The sequence below is a fragment of the Clostridium sp. ZS2-4 genome (genome assembly GCF_026719745.1).
Taxonomy (GTDB): Bacteria; Bacillota; Clostridia; order Clostridiales; family Clostridiaceae; genus Clostridium_H.
The window spans coordinates 1-19,924 of record NZ_JAPPRQ010000136.1; the positions used below are offsets into that span (position 1 = coordinate 1).

The following is a 19,924-nucleotide window of genomic DNA, read 5'->3' on the forward strand; positions in this document are numbered from 1 at the left end:
ACCTGCCTTTCTTAATTTTTTTGTGGTAAGAAAATTATACTTCAAGGCTTGGTATTATCCACTATTTATTTTTTGGAAACTATAATATGGAAACTAATAAAGTTTTGTTTGTACGAAACTTAGGTAACTAAATTTTTATTTAATCGTCATCATAGTCGTCTTCTTCCATATCCATCATAGGATTCATGGTATGCATATAATCCATTGGTTGCATAGGATACATGTAACTCATGCGGTCCATTGGATGCATAGAATACATTGGTTGTACTGACTGCATAGATTGCATAGATTGCATAGATTGCATAGGGCACATAGGACACATAGGACACATAGAATACATAGAACTCATATAGTCCATTGGATACATAGCGTACATAGATTGCATAGGGGACATAGAATACATATAATTCATATAGTCCATTTGTTTCATATCATACATTGATTTCATCGACTGCATATCATACATTTGATGCATAGGACACATTGAGTATGTTTGCATAAAAACGTACACCTCTATCAAATTATTTCAACACAATAGTATTATATGGAAAATTAAAAAAGTAGTGACTGAAATTATTCCAATTTGTAATTAAATTGTAACTATTTATAAATTAATGTAAAGTATACTGTGTAATGAAGAAAAATATATTATTGGGGGAGCAATATGAATAAATTGATATTGATACTTTTTTTAATATTTTCTATATTGTTTAGCAGTTGGTCAACTTTAGTAGGCAAAGCTGAGGAAAGTAAATTAAAAGATCAGATGTTGCAGCACAATCTTTTTCAATATAATGGACAAATAAATAAAATATATAATGTAAGTAAAAGCACATTTAAAGATAATAATAAACCTTTTAAATTTTTTAGCTTTATTAATAAAAAAGTAATAAATTTTTCACAAGGACAAGAAAATGTAGCTGCTGGAGGAGGGTTCAATTTAAAAAGAATAATAAGAAAAATTATTAGAAAGCATTTTTTAAAGATTATAGATAGAAAGAGAGATAGACAGCATAGAAAAAAAAATATACTAACCCAAAGTTGGTTTAGTAAATAATTTTGGGTTATAGTGAGACTGAATCAGTATTTTGTTTGAAAATTTTACCTGATTGTTTTTTAAAAACTAATATTGTAATAATTGCTGAAAGTAAATCAGATATAGGAAATGAAATCCAAATTCCTAATATCCCAAGATTTTTAATGTTTGGTAAAAGAAGAACAAGAGGAATAAATATTATTACTTGTCTTAATATTGAAAGAATAAAAGAAGTTAGAGGTTTGCCAAGAGCTTGGAAAAGACCTAATCCAGTCATTTGAATTCCTATAAAAGGAGTCATCATAATTACAATTCTTAAAGTTAATATTCCTTCCGATAATAAGAAGTTATCCTTATTAAACACACCTAAAATCCTACCTGAAAAAAATTGTATTACAAGCATTCCCATCATAGTAAATAGTATTGTAAAAGTAATGGTTAGTTTGAGCGTTTGTTTGACTCTAGCTATATTGTTACAGCCATAATTATATCCAATAATAGGCTGCATACCTTGAATCATACCATTTAAGGGCATAAATAGGAATAAAGTTATTTTGTATACGATACCATAAATTGCAATTGCCAAGTCACTACCATAATATGCAAGGCAATGATTTAAAGTAATTGTAACAATACTTCCAGATAGTTGTACTGCAAAGCCAGAAAAACCTATTGATAGAATTTCTCCTATAATATTCTTCTGAGGAATGAAATATCTAGCTTTTATCTTTATGGAGGTTTTATTACTATTTAAATAAATAATTATATATATAAATGAACCTAATTTTGACAAAATTGTTGCTAGGGCAGCCCCTTTGATTCCCATATTAAATACAAATATAAAAATATAATCAAGTATAACATTCAGTATAAATCCAATAATCATAGATATCATAGCGTCTTTTGAATTTCCTTCAGATCTGATTAAGCTATTTGTAGAAACACAAAATGGAAAATATAAGCTTCCTAGGAACATTATTTTTGCATAATCTCTTGCATAAGGAAGTATATTTTTAGTGGCACCGAAGGATTTTACAATAGGGGCAGTAAATATATATCCAAATACTGAAAAGGTAATTCCGATAATACCGATACATAAAAATGAATTACAGGCAATATAATTTACTTTTTCCAGCTCTTTTTTTCCAAGACTCCTTGAGAGCATTGAACCTGAGCCTATTCCAATAAGAAGAGAACAAGAGAGGATAATCATTTGTATTGGCAGTTGTACTGCAACTCCTGCAATACCTAGAGTACCAATTCCTCTACCTATGAAAATGGTGTCCACAATGTTATATAATGCATTTACAAGCATTGCTATTGTAGCCGGGAGAGCTAATTTAAAAAGAATACTACTGATTTTATCGTTTGCCAGCATTTCTTCTCTTTTATTCATTGAAACACTCCTATCTTTTTATAAATAGTTATGTCAGTAACCAGATGATAGGTGCCAGTAAACAGTGATTAAGTATTAGATATAAGTTGGTTATATAATTATTATACTGCGTATTTGTAATAATCTTAACTGGTTTGTAAAAATAATTTATTATAGTAACCAGTCCCTAATCTCCAGTGATCAGAGAAGGACGTTTTGCTAATGCAAAACTAAAATTAATATAATCTATATTTAAAATCCACTCTAATTTTATCTAACTATTCTTGATCTTTTCTGGGAATTGGGGACTGGCTACTGGGAAATTTTCTAAAATAAAGTGTTGCATAATTTAAATTATTGTGATAAACTGAGTACAATTTAATAAAAGAGTTAGTTGCCTAGGGTAGAGGCGCTGTAATTAAGAGTATTTGTTTGGAGCTAGCAAGTGTTGATAAGCAAAGAAAGGAATTATGGCCGAAGAAAATAAATTGGCAAATTTATTTTCTGGCTTTGCATAAAATATGTGCAAGGCTGTCGCGTAAGTATTTACGTGAAGAGCTACAAGGTACACTGAGTTGCGGATATTATTATATAATTGCAGCAGGGGTGTTCCTTGTTGCAATTATTTTTTATTATTAAGAAATAATTGCAAGGGGCTAATGCAGTTAAGAATTGACAGTCATCTGTCAACTATAATAGGGGGCTTATAATATGGGTATTGTAGTACAAAAATATGGAGGAAGTTCTGTAGCTTCTACGGAAAAAATCAAGAAAATTGCAAAAACATTGATAAATAGAAAAAATAAAGGTGACGATCTGGTGGTTGTTGTGTCTGCAATGGGAGATACAACAGATGATTTGATTGCCTTGGCAAAAGGTATTTCTAATAATCCAGATAAGAGAGAATTAGATGCACTTTTATCAACAGGTGAAATGATGTCTTGTGCTCTTTTATCAATGGCTATTAAGGACTTGGGATATGATTCAGTAAGTTATTCAGCATATCAGATAGGGATAAAAACTAAAGGTCAGTATGGAAAGTGTTTAATAGATGATATAGATGCTACAAAAATAATGGAAAGCATCAAAGCGGGAAAGATTGTAATAGTAGCAGGTTTTCAAGGAATTAATGAGAATGGTGATATTACAACTTTAGGCAGAGGTGGTTCAGATACTTCAGCTGTTGCTCTTGCAGTTAAGCTTAATGGATTCTGTGAGATTTATACTGATGTAGATGGGATTTATAATGTAGATCCTAGAAAATATAAAGAAGCAAAGAAAATAGAGGTTATAGATTACGAGGAGATGCTTGAGTTATCCAGCTTAGGTGCTCAAGTTATGCATTCCAGATCTATTGAGCTTGCTCAAAAATATGAAATTCCAGTATATGTAGGGTTAAGTAATAGTGATATTAAGGGAACAATTATCAGGGGGGTAAATAAAATGAATTTAGAGAGTAAACCTGTAACGGGGCTTGCAACAAGTGATGATGACATTGCAGTAACATTAAAAGAAATAGATGCAAATGTAAATATACTTTCTAACTTGTTTGAGGTTATTGGAAATAAAAATATTAGTATAGATATGATAAGTCAAACTGCTCCTGTCAATGGAAAGGTAAATGTATCTTTTACTATTCCCAAAGATGAACAAGAAGAATGCATGGAGATAATTAAGAATTTTTCAAAAATACAAAATATATCAATTGATGATGATATAACTAAATTTTCAGTTGTAGGAATAGGTATGAAAAATACTTCTGGTGTAGCAGCAAAGATGTTTAAGATGTTTAGTGAAAATAATATAGAAGTAAAAATGATTACAACATCAGAAATTAGAATTACATGTGCAATATGTCAAAAGGATAAGACAAAAGCAATAGGAATTGTAGCAAAAGAATTTTATTTATAGGTTAATGAAAATACTTAGAAAAGAGGGCTATAAAAATGAGATTGTTTGGAAGTATGGAGATAAAAGATGACCAATTATATATAGGTGGAATTAGTACTGGTAAGCTTGCAGAGGAATGTGGAACACCGTTATACGTAATGGATGAGCAACTTATTCGTGATAATTGCAGAAGATATTATGAAAGTTTTGGGGCTAAGGAAGGAATTAACAGAGTAGCTTATGCTGGAAAAGCTTTCTTGACTATTGCAATGTGTCAAATTATAGCTGAGGAAGGTTTATGCTTGGATGTAGTTTCAGGGGGAGAGTTATATACAGCATATAAGGCTAATTTTCCTATGGAAAAAATATATTTTCATGGCAATAATAAAACTCCAGAAGAAATAGAAATGGGAGTTAAGCTTGGAGTTGGAAGATTTGTTGCTGATAATTTTTATGAGATTGAAAAGATAAATGAAATAGCTGAAAAATATAACAAAACTCAAAAAATTCTTTTAAGAATAACACCAGGAATAGAGGCACATACTCATGAGTATATTAAAACTGGACAAATAGATTCAAAATTTGGATTCACACTGTTGCAAAATCAAACTCAAAGAGCAGTTGAAAAGGCAAACTCACTTTCAAATATAGAGCTTATAGGTTTTCATTGTCATATAGGGTCACAAATTTTCGATATTCAACCTTACCGTGATGAAGTGAATATAATGATGACATTGATTAAGGAAATCAAAGAAGAATTGGGATATGAAATTAAGGAGTTGGATTTGGGTGGAGGTTTTGGAATTTACTATGAAGAAGGAGATGACCCTCGAGAAGTAGAAGAGTTTTGTGAAGCTATACTTGAAGAAGCTAACAAAAAAGCTGAAGAACTTAATATGACACTACCAATTCTTACAATAGAACCTGGAAGATCTATTGTGGGAAATGCAGGAACAACTTTATATACTATAGGTTCTATAAAAGAAATTCCAGAAGTGAGAAAATATGTGGCTGTAGATGGCGGAATGACTGACAATATAAGACCAGCATTATACAATGCACAGTATGAATGTGTAATAGCAGACAGAACAAACTATTCTCATAAAGAAAAGGTAACTATTTGTGGAAAGTGCTGCGAATCAGGAGATATACTTCTTAATGATGTGGAGATACCTGAGGCAAAAAGCGGGGATATTCTTGCTGTTTTGACTACTGGAGCTTATGGATATTCCATGGCTAGCAATTATAATAAGATACCAAGAGCAGCAGTGGTTTTAGTTAGAGATGGAAATGCAAAAGTTATATGTAGACGTCAATCCTATGAAGACTTGATTTCAAATGAATTAGGATTATAAAATTTAATAAATAGACAGTTCAAATTCAATTAAATATATATTTTAAATAAAGGAGATATACTGAAATTTTTCAGCATATCTCCTTTATTTATTTTTTGTTTGTTTAATATTAGCTGTTTATGGGAACAATACTTAGGCATAAATTTTTATTAATTATGGAGATAAACATAATAAAGGAGTGACTGAAATGACTTATGTAATAGTACTTATACTTGCAGTATTAGTCGCATTGATTTACATAATATTTTATAACAATAAGAAGACTGAGGAAAATATTTTAGAGGATATTCCAGTTATAGACGTTAACAAAGAAGATTTAGAAAAGCATGCTTTAGAAATATCCAATCACTATTCAAGCTCAAAAAATATTAATTATAAAAGAAAACTTATAAAAAATTTAGATAAAAGGTATAGCAGTATAATAAAGGGATATGAATATATTGATAAAGATGTAAGAAGTAAAAAAGAAGTAGCACCTGCAGCAGAATGGCTGTTAGATAATTTATATCTGGTAGAAAAAGAATATAAACATATAAAACAAAATATGCCGGAAAAATATTACAAAAATTTGCCTGTTATAGACAGAGGTATAATGAAAGGATATCCTAGAATATACAATATTGCAGTAGAATTAGTATCGCATACTGATGGGAAAATGGATGAAGATACTATCGAAAAGTTCATAAAAGCATATCAGACTAATACTGTACTTACAAGTGGAGAACTTTGGGCACTGCCTATAATGCTTCGAATAGCTTTAATACAAAATATAAGTAAGATTACAGAAAATATAGTTTTTTCTCAACAGGAGAAAAGAAGAGCAGATACTATAGCTGATAGATTAATTGATGCTTTAAGTAATAAAAAAATTGAAGAAGAACTTGAGAAGATTGCTAATGAAGATATACTGTTTACATGTCATTTTACTGAGAGACTTCTGAAAGTGTTAAGAGATAATGGGGTTGACTATATAGAAGCATATAAATGGATAGATGAAAAATTAGAAATTCAGGAAACAAATTCAGAAAAAATGATAAATTTGGAACATCACAAGCAAGCTGATTATCAGTTTTCAATGGGAAATTGTATTAACTCGATTAGAGAAGTAGAGGCTATAAATTGGAGAGAAAGCTTTGAAAAAGTTAGTATTGTAGAAAATATTTTAAAAAAGGACCCGGCTAATATTTATGACAAGATGGATTTTGAATCTAGAGACTATTACAGACATAGAATTGAAGAAATTGCTAAGAATATAAAAAAGCCAGAGTCTTTTGTAGCTAAAAAGGCTGTTGAGTGTGCAGTAGAGGCAAATGAAGACCATGATAGAGATTATGAAAAACATGTAGGATATTATATTGTTGATAAAGGCACAGATTGCTTAAAAACAAAAAGTAATTTTAAAGATAAAGGTATAAAAGGGACTAAAAACAATATTAAAAAACATGCTATAGGGTATTATATTGGAACAATAATCGTATTTACAGTAATTACAATGGCTGTATTCATGGTAGCTAGCTATTTTAACGATACAGAAAGAATATTATGGAGATATATTATAGCGGCGGCAGTGCTTTTGATTCCATGTAGTGAAATTGTAATATCTATTTTAAATTGGAATGTTAATCACTTAACAACTCCTAAACTTGTACCAAAAATAGAGTTTAAAGAAGGGCTAGGTGAAAAAAATAGAACGATAGTTGTAATACCTACTATTATAAATAATGTTAACAAGGTACATGAATTAGTAAATAATATGGAAGTGTATTTTTTAGGTAATAGAGATAGAAATTTATATTTTGCTCTTTTAAGTGATTTCAAGGACAGCAGTATTAAAACTGAAAAAGAAGATAAAGAAATAGTAAAAGCAGCTTTAAAGGAGATAAAAAAGCTTAATAAAAAATATGCTGAAGATAGAGAAGATATATTTTATTTCTTTAGCAGATATAGACAATATAATGAAAAAGAAGGCAAGTGGCTTGGTTGGGAAAGAAAACGTGGAAAACTCATGGAATTTAATCAGCTAATTAGAGGAAATAATAAAACCAGCTATGATGTCATAAGTGGCGACATTAGTAAACTTAAAAAAGCCAAGTATGTTATTACCTTAGACTGTGATACACAGCTTCCAAGAGATTCAGCAAAGAAATTAATAGGAGCTATGGCACATATTTTAAATATTCCTCATATTGAAAAAGATAAAAAACGAGTTGTTAGAGGATATGGAATAATGCAGCCTAGAATAAGTGTCGGTACAGTTAGTGCAAATAAAACTTTGTTTTCAAGAATTTTTTCTGGAGAAACAGGCATAGATACATATACTACTGCTGTATCAGATGTATATCAAGATTTATTTCAAGAAGGTATTTTTACAGGAAAAGGAATATATGAAATTGATGTATTTAATCACATGTTAAATGGTGGAATTCCAGAAAATTCTATATTAAGTCATGATTTACTCGAAGGCGAATATACTAGATGTGCATTAGTTACTGACATAGAATTAATTGATGGATACCCAGCTTATTACAATGCCAGTACTAAAAGACTTCATAGATGGGTTAGAGGAGATTGGCAGTTACTTCCTTGGTTTAACAATAGAGAATCTTTAAGAACTTTATCTAAGTTTAAAATGCTTGATAATTTAAGAAGAAGCTTGCTTGCACCTTCTATTATACTTTTGTTTGCACTATCATTTAACTTTTTACCAGATGGAACGGATAAGTGGATAATTGCAGCAATTTTAGCTTTGCTATGTCCATTATTATTTGATGTAACTGAAACTGTTATTTCGCCCATTCGCGGCATAAGCTTATCGGGAAAGATTAAAGATGGAAAAAACGTTGTAGAGCAAGTATTTTTAATATTTTGTTTTCTACCATATACAGCATATTTAATGGTAGATGCAATAATCAGAACTGTTTACAGACTGTCCATTAGTAAGAAAAATCTTTTAGAGTGGCAACCAGCAGCTGATGTAGAAGCAAAATCAGGAAAAAATTTAAGTAACTATGTGTCTTCTATGTGGCCATCAAGTTTAATTTCGGTAGTTATTCTTTTAGCAGCATTTTCAAAATCTCCAAATTCGGGGATATTTATGATACCATCCTGTGCTTTGTGGTTTATAAATCCATATATAGCTTATTATATAAGTAAAGATGCTAAGAAAGAAGAGTTTAAGGCAACAGCTTCACAAGAAAAAATGCTTAGAAGAATAAGTAGAAAAACTTGGGCTTATTTTGAAGACTTTGTAAATGAAAAAGATAATTGGCTGGCACCTGATAATTATCAGGTGAATCCTCCAAATGGGGTTGCACGAAGGACATCTCCAACTAATATTGCTATGGGTTTAACATCTAATTTGACAGCTTATGACTTGGGATACATTGGATTAGAAGAAAATCTTCAAAGATTAAAGAATATTTTAAAGTCTATGGATAAGTTAAAAAAATATAAAGGACATTTTTATAATTGGTACGATACTGAAACTATGAATACATTAAATCCTGAATATATTTCAACTGTTGACAGTGGTAATTTGGTTGGATATTTATGGCTATTAGGTGAAAGTTTAGAGGAGTATAAAAATATTCCATTGATAAATAAAAATATGATGAAAGGAATATGTGATACTCTTTCATTGGCCAATGAAGAAATTAGTAAAGAGTTAGGTTTAGAGGATACGTACAGAGATATAATCAAAAAAATTAGTAGTGCAAATTTTGATATAGTTTCTTGGAAAAAAATATTGTCTGATATTTTTAGTAAAGCAGTAGATATAGAAAAGTCTCAAAAGGATAAGAAACTTTACTGGAACAATAAAGTAAAGAATACTGCTGCTAAAGCTTTAGGTGAAATGCAGAGAGTTTTACCATGGATTGATTTAGTTACTGAAAATAGAGATGAAATAGGAGAATTATATGGAAAGTTAAATTCTTTAGCATTACAAACTCCTTTAAATTCTTTTGTCAAGGAAACAGATAACTTAGTGCTAAAATCTAAAAAGTACAATAATGATTTACAAAAATTATTAAGTAATAGTAAAGTTGCTGTTGAAAAAGTTTTAAGTGCTATGGAAGAATTAAAACAAATTGCTGTCAGGATGTCTGAGGACACAGATTTTACAATGCTTTATGATAAACAGAGAGGTCTGTTTGCCATTGGTTATGATGTGGAAAAAGATAGTTTGGGTAAAAGTTACTATGACCTATTGGCTTCAGAAGCAAGGCAAGCAAGTTTTGTAGCCATAGCAAAAGGAGATATAGACCAAAAACATTGGTTTAAGCTTGGTAGAGCTATGACTATAATGGGAAAAAGCAAAGGATTGGTTTCATGGAGTGGAACAATGTTTGAATATTTGATGCCCTTATTGATTATGAAAGCATATCCAGATACACTTTTGGATGCAACTTATAAGGCAGTTGTAGAAGGACAGAAAAAATATTGCAGAAGCAAAAAGGTACCATGGGGAGTGTCAGAATCAGCTTTTAGAAGCTTTGATGTAAGTAAGAATTATCAATATAAGGCTTTTGGTATACCAGGTATAGGACTTAAGAGAGGTCTTGTAAATGAACTTGTAATATCTCCATATTCTACTGTTATGGCACTTCAAGTAGATGCGCAAGGAGCTATATATAATATGGAAAGACTTATAGGTGAAGGATTAGAAGACAGATATGGTTTTTATGAAGCAGTAGATTATACAAAAGATAGAATACCTAAGGGAAATAAAAATTCCATAGTAAAATGCTTTATGGTTCATCACGAAGGTATGAGCTTAATGGCTTTAGATAATGTATTGAAAGATAATATACTTCAAAAGAGGTTTCATAATATTTCAAAGGTAAAGGCTACTGAATTATTGCTTCAAGAAAAGGTGCCAAACAGAATTGTATATGAAAGAGAACATAGATTTGAAGCTTCAGATATGTCTTACGATAAACAAAATATTATGGTTAGAAAATTCAATACAGCCAATACAGATATGCCAGAGACTCATTTGTTATCTAATGGAAGTTATTCTATGATGATTTCAAATAGTGGAAGTGGCTATGGAAAAAAAGAGGATATGACTATATATAGATGGAAAGAAGATGTAACCTTAGACAGCAGTGGAATGTTCTTTTATATTAAGAATGTTAAGGACAATAAATATTGGAGTAACACTTATGAGCCATGCAAAAATGAAGGTGATAAATATGAAGTTATATTTTCCTTGGATAAAGCTGAATTCAAAAGAGAAGATAGAGACATTTCTACTTATACGGAAATCGCAGTATCAAATGAAGATGATGCAGAAGTAAGAAGGATATCTATTGCTAATCATGGAAATGAAACTAAAATTATAGAGATAACCAGCTATTGTGAGGTAACTTTAGCGCCGTTAAATTCAGATATAGTGCATCCAGCTTTTGGGAATCTTTTCATAAGAACAGAATTTATTCAAAATCCAGAATGTGTTATTGCAAATAGAAGACCGAGAGCTAAAGGACAGAAAAAGCCTTTTGTTATTCAGACTATTGCTTTAAAAGGAACCTCCGTAGGAACAGTACAATATGAAACAAGTAGAGTTAATTTTACAGGAAGAGGAAAAAACTTGACTTTCCCAAATGCCATGGAAGGAGATACCCCACTACAAAATACTGTGGGTGCTGTACTTGATCCTATCATAAGTATGAGAAAGAGAGTTAGAATTGAACCAGGAGAAACCTGCATAATTGCATATACTACAGCAGTTGCGGATTCAAAAGAAGATGCAATTGAGATTGCTGAAAAATACAGAGAACTTAATAATGTCAATAGAGCATTTGAACTTGCATTGACACAAAATGCGGTTGAAATGAAATACCTAGGTATTAAATCACTGCAAGCTAATCTTTATCAATCAATGGCTTCTAAAATATTATATTTAAGTCCACTATTTGAAGAACGTTCAGAATATATAAGGAATATAAAAAGAGGTCAATCATCTTTGTGGAAATATGGTATTTCAGGAGATATACCTATTGTTCTTGCAGTAGTAAAAGAAAATAAACATAAAGATATGATAAGGCAAATGTTAAATGCTCATGAATATTGGAGTATAAAAGGGTTGAAAGTTGATCTTGTAATATTAAATTTACAAGAAACAGCATATACTCAACCACTTCAAGATTCTATTAGAGATGTAATTGCAACAAGTCATGCAAGAGATAAACAAAATAAATCAGGGGGAGTATTCTTATATAATAAGGCTACTATTGAAAAGGAAGATATTGATTTGCTAATGGCCATTTCAAAATTAGTTATAGAAGGTGATAAAGGTCTTGTAGTAAATCAAATTAAAACAGAAACGAAGCAGAAAAAACAAATGGATCTTCTTCCAGTTGTTAATAGAACCTGTGTATTTAAGTCTTATAAATTTATAGAAAATAAACTTTACTTTTTTAATGATATTGGTGGTTTTGATTTAGAGAATGATCAATATGTTATAAAATTAAAGAATGGAAAAAATACTCCTGCACCATGGATAAATGTAGTTTCAAATAGAAATTTTGGCTTTCATGTTTCGGAAAGCGGCTCAGCTTATACGTGGTATAAAAATAGTAGAGAAAATAAGATAACAACTTGGTCAAATGACTGGGTAAGTGATACACCATCAGAAGCTGCTTATTTGAGAGATGAGGAAAGCGGAGACATATGGAGCATTACAGCAAAGCCAATCAGGGATAGCGGAGAATATATAATAGAGCATGGCTTTGGATATTCTAATTTCAAGCACGAAGCATATGGTATAGTTGGAGAAATGACAATGTTTGTGCCTAAAGATGATAATGTTAAATTATGTGAAATAACTTTAAAGAATAACTCTACTATGGATAGAAGACTATCTTTAACTTATTATGCACAAACCGTTTTAGGTGTTGTACCACAGCATACATCTATTCATATAGCAACTTCTTTAAATAATAAGAAAAAATATATTTCAGCTCAAAATCCATATAGCGAACATTTTGGAAATCTGCATGCGTATTTAAAGATTGCAGGAGGAGAAGAAGAGAGCTTTACCGGAGATAGAAAAGAGTTTATAGGAAGAGGAAGAAGTATAGAAGATCCAGAAGCTTTGAAGAGAGTTAGATTGTCTAATACAACTGGAGGAGGATATGATCCTTGTCTTTGCCAAAATGTTAAGTTTACAATTAAAGCAGGAGAAGAAAAAACTTTGATAGTTATGCTTGGAGAAGATGAGAGTATAGAGGCTGTTGAAAAGGTAATTGGAAAGTATGAAGACATAAAAAGAGTAGAAGAAGAACTAAAAAATGTTAAAGATTACTGGGAAAAACTACTTCATACAATTAAAGTAAAAACTCCTGATAGAACAATGGATATAATGTTAAATGGATGGTTGTTGTACCAAACAATAGTATGTAGAATTTGGGCAAGAAGTGCTTTCTATCAATCAGGAGGAGCTTATGGATTCAGAGATCAGCTTCAAGATATGATGGCAGTAGCTTATGTTGATCCTAATATGACCAGAGAACATATTATATATAGTGCTTCCAGACAATTCTTAGAAGGAGATGTGCAGCACTGGTGGCATCCAGGGGTTGATAGTGGTATAAGAACTAGATTCTCAGATGATTTATTATGGCTTCCATATGTTACAGCAGATTATATAAAGAGAACTGGAGATTACAGTATACTTGATGAAGAAGCTTATTATCTTGAAGATAAACCGTTAGCTGAAGGGGAAGATGAAAGATATACTATATCGAAGCGATCAGATAAAAAAGGTTCTATTTATGAACACTGTATAAAAGCAATAGAAAGAGGATTAAAATTTGGACCTCATAATATACCACTCATGGGATCGGGAGATTGGAATGATGGAATGAGTGAAATAGGAAACAAAGGAAAAGGTGAAAGTGTATGGCTTGGATGGTTCCTATACAGTATATTAGATGATTTTAAAGAGATATGTAAAGTAAAAGGTGATGAGTATAGGGTTCAAAGATACGATGAAATGAAGGACTTTATACAAGAAAACTTAGAAAAGAATGCTTGGGATGGAAATTGGTACAGAAGAGCATATTTTGACGATGGTTCTCCATTGGGTTCAATTGAGAATGATGAATGTCAGATAGACTCTTTATCTCAATCTTGGGCTATTATTTCTAAGGCAGGAGATAAGAAGAGAATTAAAGAGGCTATGAATGCCTTAGAAAAATATCTTATTAAAGAAGATATAGGAATGGTATTCTTGCTTACACCTCCTTTTGAAAATGGTAGGGAAGAACCAGGTTATATAAAAGGATACGTGCCAGGAGTTCGTGAAAATGGAGGACAGTATACTCATGCAGCAACTTGGGTAGTTCTTGCAATGACGGAGCTTGGATATGGTGATAAGGCTTGGAAGATTTACAATATGCTAAATCCAATAAATCATACAAAATCTTATTATGGATGCGAAAGATATAAGGTAGAACCATATGTAATGACAGCAGATGTATATGGTAGAGAGCCACACATAGGAAGAGGAGGCTGGAGTTGGTATACAGGTACCTCAGGTTGGATGTACAGAGTAGCTATTGAAGGAATACTGGGACTCAAATTTAAAGGCGAAAAAGGTTTTGTTATAGAACCTACTATTCCAAAAGAGTGGAATGAGTTTGAAATTGAGTATAATAGAGGAGAATGCAAATATATAATAAAAGTTACAAAAGGTGAGCAAGAGCAAATTAAATTAGATGGAAAAGTAATGAAAGATAATATAATTCCATACTTAGAATCAGGTGTTCACCAAGTAGAAGTTGCATTTAAATCAGAAGTGGCAGCTGTAGAAGAATGGTGTAATATAGAATAATGTTGCGACGCAACATTATTCTAGTAACCAGTAGCCAGTAACTAGTAACCAGTGGAGGAGGATTTTCTTCCTTTCGTCAGAAAATCTTTTAATAAATTAAAAGTTTAAAAGCTAGTGAAAATTTTAGATTAAAATTTTCACTAGCTTTTATCTTAGAGCGATAACTCAAGAGATATATTACTTAATGTAAGGCTAAACGTATTTATTTTGAAATAACTTTTAAATTTAAAGATTTTCTGACATAAGGAAGAAAATCAACATAGCCTGGCTACTGGTTACTGGTACCTGGTTACTAAAGAAAAGTGCTTCGCACTTTTCTTATATATCCTCTCCTCCATTGTAAGTATAATCAAACTCAGCATTTGATATGTCATTTGAAACTATAGGATCTCTTACAGGATCAGGAAGTTCTGTATAGTCAACTTGAGAATGTGCTTTTATTCTTTTTGGTTTTTCTTCAAGAAAACCTCTTTCATGAGGACCGTATACTGTACTGGATTGCATATTTTCTTGTATATTTTTTTTCTTGCTTTTTTTCATTATTAAACCCCTTTCACAATTTATCTTTTCTTTTCAAAACTTAGTATTCCACTAAAAGAAAAAATAATTATGAAATAAATTTTAAAATTTTTATAATTTTAAGAAGGAAAAATAAAATGCTTGTAGAATATAATTATTAAGAAATAATAAATGTTGTTTAAGGAGGAGTAAAAATGACAGTATTAAGAGAAGTTTATAAATGTGAGATTTGTGGTAACATGGCAGAGATGGTTCATACAGGTGGGGGACAAATGTCTTGTTGTGGAAGGTTAATGAAGCTTATGAAAGAAAATAGTGTAGATGCAGCTAATGAGAAACATGTACCTGTTATTGAAAAAATTCAAGGCGGAGTTAAGGTTAAAGTTGGGGAAGTGGAGCATCCAATGATGGATAAGCATTATATTGAATGGATAGAAGTACACACTGAAAATAAAGTGTATAGAAAATTCTTAAATCCAGGAGAAAAACCAGAAGCTGTATTTATGGTTGAAGAAGAAGTTTTATATGCAAGAGGATTCTGTAATTTACATGGGCTTTGGAAAAGTGAAAAAACTAATTAATACTTGACAAAAATTTATAATGAGAATATTATATAAAAAATAGATAGTAAAAATCTGTGAAGAGAAGTAAGTAGGCTTAAAAACAGATTTAAAGAGAGTTGCAGATGGTGTGATTGCAGCAGTTATGCTTAAGCTGAATGGGTCTTGGAGATTCTAAATGAATTTTTAAGTAGTTTTAGACGTTAGCCTTACGTTACAAAGGCAGGATATTTGCAATGTATCTGCAATTAGGAAAAGCTTTAGCTTTTTGAATTTAGGTGGTACCGCGTGTATAATACGCCCTATATAACAAAAAATGTTATGTAGGGCTTTTGTTTTTATTTTTTATTGTTGCAAGTAATAAAATTCTACATATTAATTTTAAACAAAAATGGAGGGATAATAATGGAACAGCAAGAAGCAAAAAAAGTTATTTTTAGTGGAATACAGCCATCAGGAGAGCTTACTATAGGAAATTACTTAGGAGCATTGAAAAATTGGGTTAAACTTCAAGATCAGTATGAATGCTACTATTGCATAGTAGATTTACATGCTATAACTGTAAAGCAAGTTCCTAAAGATTTAAGAGCAAGAACTTTAGAAGTCTTAGCTATATATATTGCTGCTGGGATTGATCCAGAAAAAAATACATTGTTTATTCAATCACATGTACCAGCTCATAGTGAATTAGGATGGATTTTAAATTGTAATACTTACATGGGCGAATTGAGCAGAATGACTCAGTATAAAGACAAATCTCAAAGATATGGAAACAATATATCAGCAGGATTGTTTAATTACCCAGTATTAATGGCTGCAGATATTTTATTATATCAAACGGATTTAGTACCAGTTGGTGGAGATCAAAAACAACACTTGGAATTAACACGTGATATAGCAGAGAGATTTAATAATGTTTACAGTCCTACATTTAAGATACCAGATCCATATATTCCTAAGGCAGGAGCAAAAATTATGGATTTACAAGAACCAATTAAAAAAATGTCTAAATCATCTGATAACCCTAACTCATATATTCTTTTAATGGATCCACCAGAAGTTATAAGAAAGAAAATAAGTAGGTCTGTAACAGATAGCATTGGCGTTGTTAAATACTCAGATGAGCAGCCGGGAGTTAAAAATTTAATTACTATTTTAAGTGTAATTACAGGGAAGACTCCAGAAGACATAGAAAAAGAATATGAGGGGCAAGGATACGCTCAATTTAAAAAAGATGTTGCTGAAACTATAATTTCAGAACTAGAACCAATTCAAAAAAGAGTTAAAGAACTACTTTCAGATAAAACTTATCTTGAAGGTATCTATAAAAAAGGTGCAGAAAAGGCAAATTATGCAGCTATGAAGACACTTAGAAAAGTACAGAAAAAGATAGGATTTATTCCAAGATAGAATAAAATTGTGAAGCAATTTTATTCTAGTAACCAGTCGCCAATCCCCAGTCCCCAGACAATGACGTTTTGCTAATGCAAAACTAAAATTAAAATAAAGCAAAATAGACTTAAAGTAGATATAATCTATCTTTAAGTCTATTTTAATTTATTTTTATCTAATTGTTCCTAATTGTTTTTATTTTTTTCCTTTACGCTGGGGATTGGTGATTGGCGACTGGGGAATATAAGAATGTTGCTTCGCAACATTCTCATTAAACGGCTTTTTCTTCTTTTTTTAGTATAAATTTATTTATAACATGAGCAACTCCATTTTCTTCGTTAGTAAGAGTTACATAGTCAGCTATTTTTTTTATTTCTGGAAAAGCATTTCCCATGGCAACTCCAAGTCCTGCATATTTTATCATGTCAATATCATTTCCAGAATCACCTATGCAAATAATCTCATATCTTTTTATACCTAATTTTTCTGCAAGGACAGCAACACCTGTGCCCTTATTAGCATTTTTACTTAATATTTCTAAAGTATTTGAGGAAGGTTTTAGTACAGTATATTTCTCATACAATTCATCAGGTAGATTGTTTGGGTCGCAAAACAAACTATCATTTCTATTAAAAACATCTAAAGCAGTGTATTTAACATCCAAGTGTTTAACCAAAGATTTTATCTTATCTATAAAGGGTTGGGTTTCATTTATATAAGCAATTCTTCTTATAGGGATATTTTCATTTAAAGTGTCAAAGTCTACAATTTTTACAGGCAGGTTTGTTAGATAAGCTTCCACACCTGTTGTAAAGTTTAATGTAGGAGTTATAAGATAATCTGGCGTTACAGCATTTAAAGTTATATTTAATTTTTTTGAAAGATTATATAAAAATGCTGCATCTTTTGGTGTCAAATTAGTTTGTGAAATTATTTCACTAGTACCTGTACATTGTACAACAGCGCCACTACAAGTAACAACATAGTCACTATCACTTATCAAATTTAAATATTTTAAAGTTCCTTGTACTCCCTGTATAGGTCGTCCTGTACATAAAACAATTTTAACTCCTTTTGCTTTAGCACTTTCAATTGCAGTATAAGTTTCTTTTGAGATAGTTTTGTCATTTCTTAATAATGTACCATCCATATCGACTGCTATTAGTTTGTACATATTGACCCTCCTATAATTTTTAAGTTATAAAAAGCTAATTTAAATTATACAGCTTGGTCATCTACTGTTTGATTATCTTCAATAAAGAAATTAGGAGTATTTAGTATAAATTTATTTATAACGTGAGCTACACCGTCTTCTTCATTAGTATAAGTAATATAATTTGCAACCTTTTTTACTCCTGAAAAAGCATTACCCATAGCTACACCTAATCCAGCATATTGAATCATGTGAATGTCATTACCAGCATCTCCTATACAGATGACTTCATTTTTATTTATTCCTAAGCTATCTGCAAGAGCTTTAACACCTGTACCTTTGTTTACGGTCTTGTCTAAAAATTCTAAGAAGAAAGGTGCACTTTGCACAACAGTATATTTTTCATATATTTCGCCAGGAAGTTTAGAGATTGCCTCGGATAATTTATCAGGCTCGTCTACAAACATGATTTTTACAACAGGTGTAGAGTCCGTTAATGTTGTAAAATCTACTTCTTCAAAATCAATGTCATTCATTGTAACTTCAAGCTCAGTGTATTTGCTTAATTTAGGTGCAATACATGAAGTTGGAGTTAAGGCATGAATATTTATATCTAATTCTTTACTTAAAGAATATAAATAATGTGCATCTTCAGAAGTAAGTAATTTTTTAGAAATGATTTCCGCTGTTCCTGTGTTTTGAATTACAGAACCGTTATATGTTACACAATAATCTTCATCAGAAATTAAATTTAATTCCTTTAGATATTTTTCTATTCCTTTTTTAGGTCTTCCAGTAGATAAAACAACTTTAACTCCTTTTTCCTTAGCTTTTTTTATAGCTTCAAAGTTTTCTTCAGATATAGTTTTATCTTCTTTTAATAAAGTTCCATCCATATCTAGTGCAATTAACTTATACATATATAAACCTCCGATTTTATTAATATGAGTATCTAGTAATTTTGGTGAGATTGTATATTAAAACAGTTCAATATACGCGGGATAAATAATGACCTACCACAAAATTGAAAAGTCTTATTTCCAAGTTTATATTTTAACACAAATATTATAACATTTAATATTAAAATTAATAATATTAGGATAAGTTTTAGTTCAAGTTGAAATATTATAGTTTAATTGATATAATTTAGAATGGTATGAAATTATTTTGGAGGTTAGGATATGCCTATAAGAATAGCAATATTAGGTGGACCACGTTGTGGCAAAACTACGCTAATACAGCAATTATATGTAGATATGAAAATAATTGGACTATCAGTTGGAGCTGAATCAGAATATTCTACAGATTACCTTAGAGATAAAGGTATGATAGAATCAATATCTGAACAATATGGTATATATATAGGACAAATGAAAAGAGAAGAAAAATTGAATGATTTTAATTATGCCATAACAGATTATGCAACTTTTATTCCTTATGTATATGGAAGATTTATGCTCGGAATGAAGAAAAGGACAAAAAAAGAAATAGAAATATTGAAAGATTTATATTATTTAGCTCTAAAAGATATTCCTAATTATGACCACATATTTTTTGTTCCAAGAGAATTTGGATATGTAAAAGATGGAGTTAGATGGCAGGATGAAGAGATAGCAAAAGATGTAGACGAAGCAATAAAGCAATTTCTAACAGCAGAAAACGTACCTTTTACAGTTGTAGAAGGTTCAACTAAGGAAAGATCAAAAAAAATAATGGATATAATTGGAATAGGGCAAGAAGAAAAAGAAGCTTAAGGTTTGCAAATTACAGCAAACCTTTTATTATGTTTGACAGTTATATATAAT

At 30.7% G+C, this 19,924-nt stretch carries 12 protein-coding genes, 1 riboswitch and 1 other annotated feature; of the genes, 7 read left to right on the top strand and 5 right to left on the bottom strand.

The features are described from left to right. Positions 1-139: 139 nt before the first annotated feature. Complete coding sequence (locus OIO11_RS16630) at positions 140-499, bottom strand: hypothetical protein (RefSeq protein ID WP_268072592.1); 360 nt, start codon at positions 497-499, stop codon at positions 140-142. Between the two features lie 165 nt (positions 500-664). On the opposite strand from OIO11_RS16630, the gene OIO11_RS16635 reads away from it, so the two are divergent. Beyond that, on the top strand, positions 665-1,057 hold the full coding sequence (locus OIO11_RS16635) for a hypothetical protein (protein ID WP_268072593.1): 393 nt from the start codon (positions 665-667) through the stop codon (positions 1,055-1,057). 7 nt (positions 1,058-1,064) lie between these two features. On the opposite strand, the gene OIO11_RS16640 is transcribed toward OIO11_RS16635, so the two are convergent. Beyond that, on the bottom strand, positions 1,065-2,432 hold the full coding sequence (locus tag OIO11_RS16640) for an MATE family efflux transporter (protein ID WP_268072594.1): 1,368 nt from the start codon (positions 2,430-2,432) through the stop codon (positions 1,065-1,067). Positions 2,433-2,807: 375 nt separating this feature from the next. Then, positions 2,808-2,980: riboswitch (Lysine riboswitch) on the top strand. 142 nt (positions 2,981-3,122) lie between these two features. On the opposite strand from OIO11_RS16640, the gene OIO11_RS16645 reads away from it, so the two are divergent. From OIO11_RS16645 to OIO11_RS16655, 3 genes are all read left to right on the top strand, one after another. Next, positions 3,123-4,322 carry an aspartate kinase gene (locus OIO11_RS16645; protein WP_268072595.1) on the top strand — a complete coding sequence of 400 codons (1,200 nt, stop codon included), beginning with the start codon at positions 3,123-3,125 and terminating at the stop codon, positions 4,320-4,322. Between the two features lie 35 nt (positions 4,323-4,357). Continuing rightward, the gene (gene lysA, locus OIO11_RS16650; RefSeq protein ID WP_268072596.1) at positions 4,358-5,656 is read left to right on the top strand and encodes a diaminopimelate decarboxylase; all 1,299 of its coding nucleotides are present in this window, start codon (positions 4,358-4,360) and stop codon (positions 5,654-5,656) included. A 187-nt stretch (positions 5,657-5,843) separates the two neighbouring features. After that, positions 5,844-14,495: a GH36-type glycosyl hydrolase domain-containing protein gene (locus OIO11_RS16655; RefSeq protein WP_268072597.1), complete on the top strand. Its 8,652-nt coding sequence runs from the start codon at positions 5,844-5,846 to the stop codon at positions 14,493-14,495. 318 nt (positions 14,496-14,813) lie between these two features. On the opposite strand, the gene OIO11_RS16660 is transcribed toward OIO11_RS16655, so the two are convergent. Continuing rightward, entirely contained in the window at positions 14,814-15,035 is a 222-nt protein-coding gene (locus OIO11_RS16660) for a hypothetical protein (protein ID WP_268072599.1), read from the bottom strand. Between the two features lie 173 nt (positions 15,036-15,208). On the opposite strand from OIO11_RS16660, the gene OIO11_RS16665 reads away from it, so the two are divergent. Both OIO11_RS16665 and trpS read left to right on the top strand, forming a co-directional pair. After that, complete coding sequence (locus tag OIO11_RS16665) at positions 15,209-15,595, top strand: desulfoferrodoxin (RefSeq protein WP_268072600.1); 387 nt, start codon at positions 15,209-15,211, stop codon at positions 15,593-15,595. 47 nt (positions 15,596-15,642) lie between these two features. Then, positions 15,643-15,882, top strand: a binding site (T-box leader). Positions 15,883-15,979: 97 nt separating this feature from the next. After that, complete coding sequence (trpS, locus tag OIO11_RS16670; RefSeq protein ID WP_268072601.1) at positions 15,980-16,984, top strand: tryptophan--tRNA ligase; 1,005 nt, start codon at positions 15,980-15,982, stop codon at positions 16,982-16,984. A 253-nt stretch (positions 16,985-17,237) separates the two neighbouring features. Here trpS and OIO11_RS16675 read toward each other — a convergent pair whose 3' ends face one another. Next, entirely contained in the window at positions 17,238-18,140 is a 903-nt protein-coding gene (locus OIO11_RS16675) for a Cof-type HAD-IIB family hydrolase (RefSeq protein ID WP_268072602.1), read from the bottom strand. Positions 18,141-18,184: 44 nt separating this feature from the next. Beyond that, complete coding sequence (gene yidA, locus OIO11_RS16680) at positions 18,185-19,039, bottom strand: sugar-phosphatase (protein WP_268072603.1); 855 nt, start codon at positions 19,037-19,039, stop codon at positions 18,185-18,187. A gap of 261 nt (positions 19,040-19,300) precedes the next feature. Between yidA and OIO11_RS16685 the strand changes: the two genes are divergently transcribed. Next, positions 19,301-19,873 carry an ATP-binding protein gene (locus tag OIO11_RS16685; RefSeq protein ID WP_268072605.1) on the top strand — a complete coding sequence of 191 codons (573 nt, stop codon included), beginning with the start codon at positions 19,301-19,303 and terminating at the stop codon, positions 19,871-19,873. Positions 19,874-19,924 lie beyond the last annotated feature (51 nt).

Bases quoted from the DNA above. Each gene is read 5' to 3' on its own strand.
- lysA (WP_268072596.1), top strand. From the start codon at position 4,358: ATGAGATTGTTTGGAAGTATGGAGATAAAAGATGACCAATTATATATA.
- OIO11_RS16665 (WP_268072600.1), top strand. From the start codon at position 15,209: ATGACAGTATTAAGAGAAGTTTATAAATGTGAGATTTGTGGTAACATG.
- OIO11_RS16635 (WP_268072593.1), top strand. From the start codon at position 665: ATGAATAAATTGATATTGATACTTTTTTTAATATTTTCTATATTGTTT.
- yidA (WP_268072603.1), bottom strand. From the start codon at position 19,039: ATGTATAAGTTAATTGCACTAGATATGGATGGAACTTTATTAAAAGAA.
- OIO11_RS16655 (WP_268072597.1), top strand. From the start codon at position 5,844: ATGACTTATGTAATAGTACTTATACTTGCAGTATTAGTCGCATTGATT.
- OIO11_RS16645 (WP_268072595.1), top strand. From the start codon at position 3,123: ATGGGTATTGTAGTACAAAAATATGGAGGAAGTTCTGTAGCTTCTACG.
- OIO11_RS16675 (WP_268072602.1), bottom strand. From the start codon at position 18,140: ATGTACAAACTAATAGCAGTCGATATGGATGGTACATTATTAAGAAAT.
- OIO11_RS16640 (WP_268072594.1), bottom strand. From the start codon at position 2,432: ATGAATAAAAGAGAAGAAATGCTGGCAAACGATAAAATCAGTAGTATT.
- trpS (WP_268072601.1), top strand. From the start codon at position 15,980: ATGGAACAGCAAGAAGCAAAAAAAGTTATTTTTAGTGGAATACAGCCA.
- OIO11_RS16630 (WP_268072592.1), bottom strand. From the start codon at position 499: ATGCAAACATACTCAATGTGTCCTATGCATCAAATGTATGATATGCAG.
- OIO11_RS16660 (WP_268072599.1), bottom strand. From the start codon at position 15,035: ATGAAAAAAAGCAAGAAAAAAAATATACAAGAAAATATGCAATCCAGT.
- OIO11_RS16685 (WP_268072605.1), top strand. From the start codon at position 19,301: ATGCCTATAAGAATAGCAATATTAGGTGGACCACGTTGTGGCAAAACT.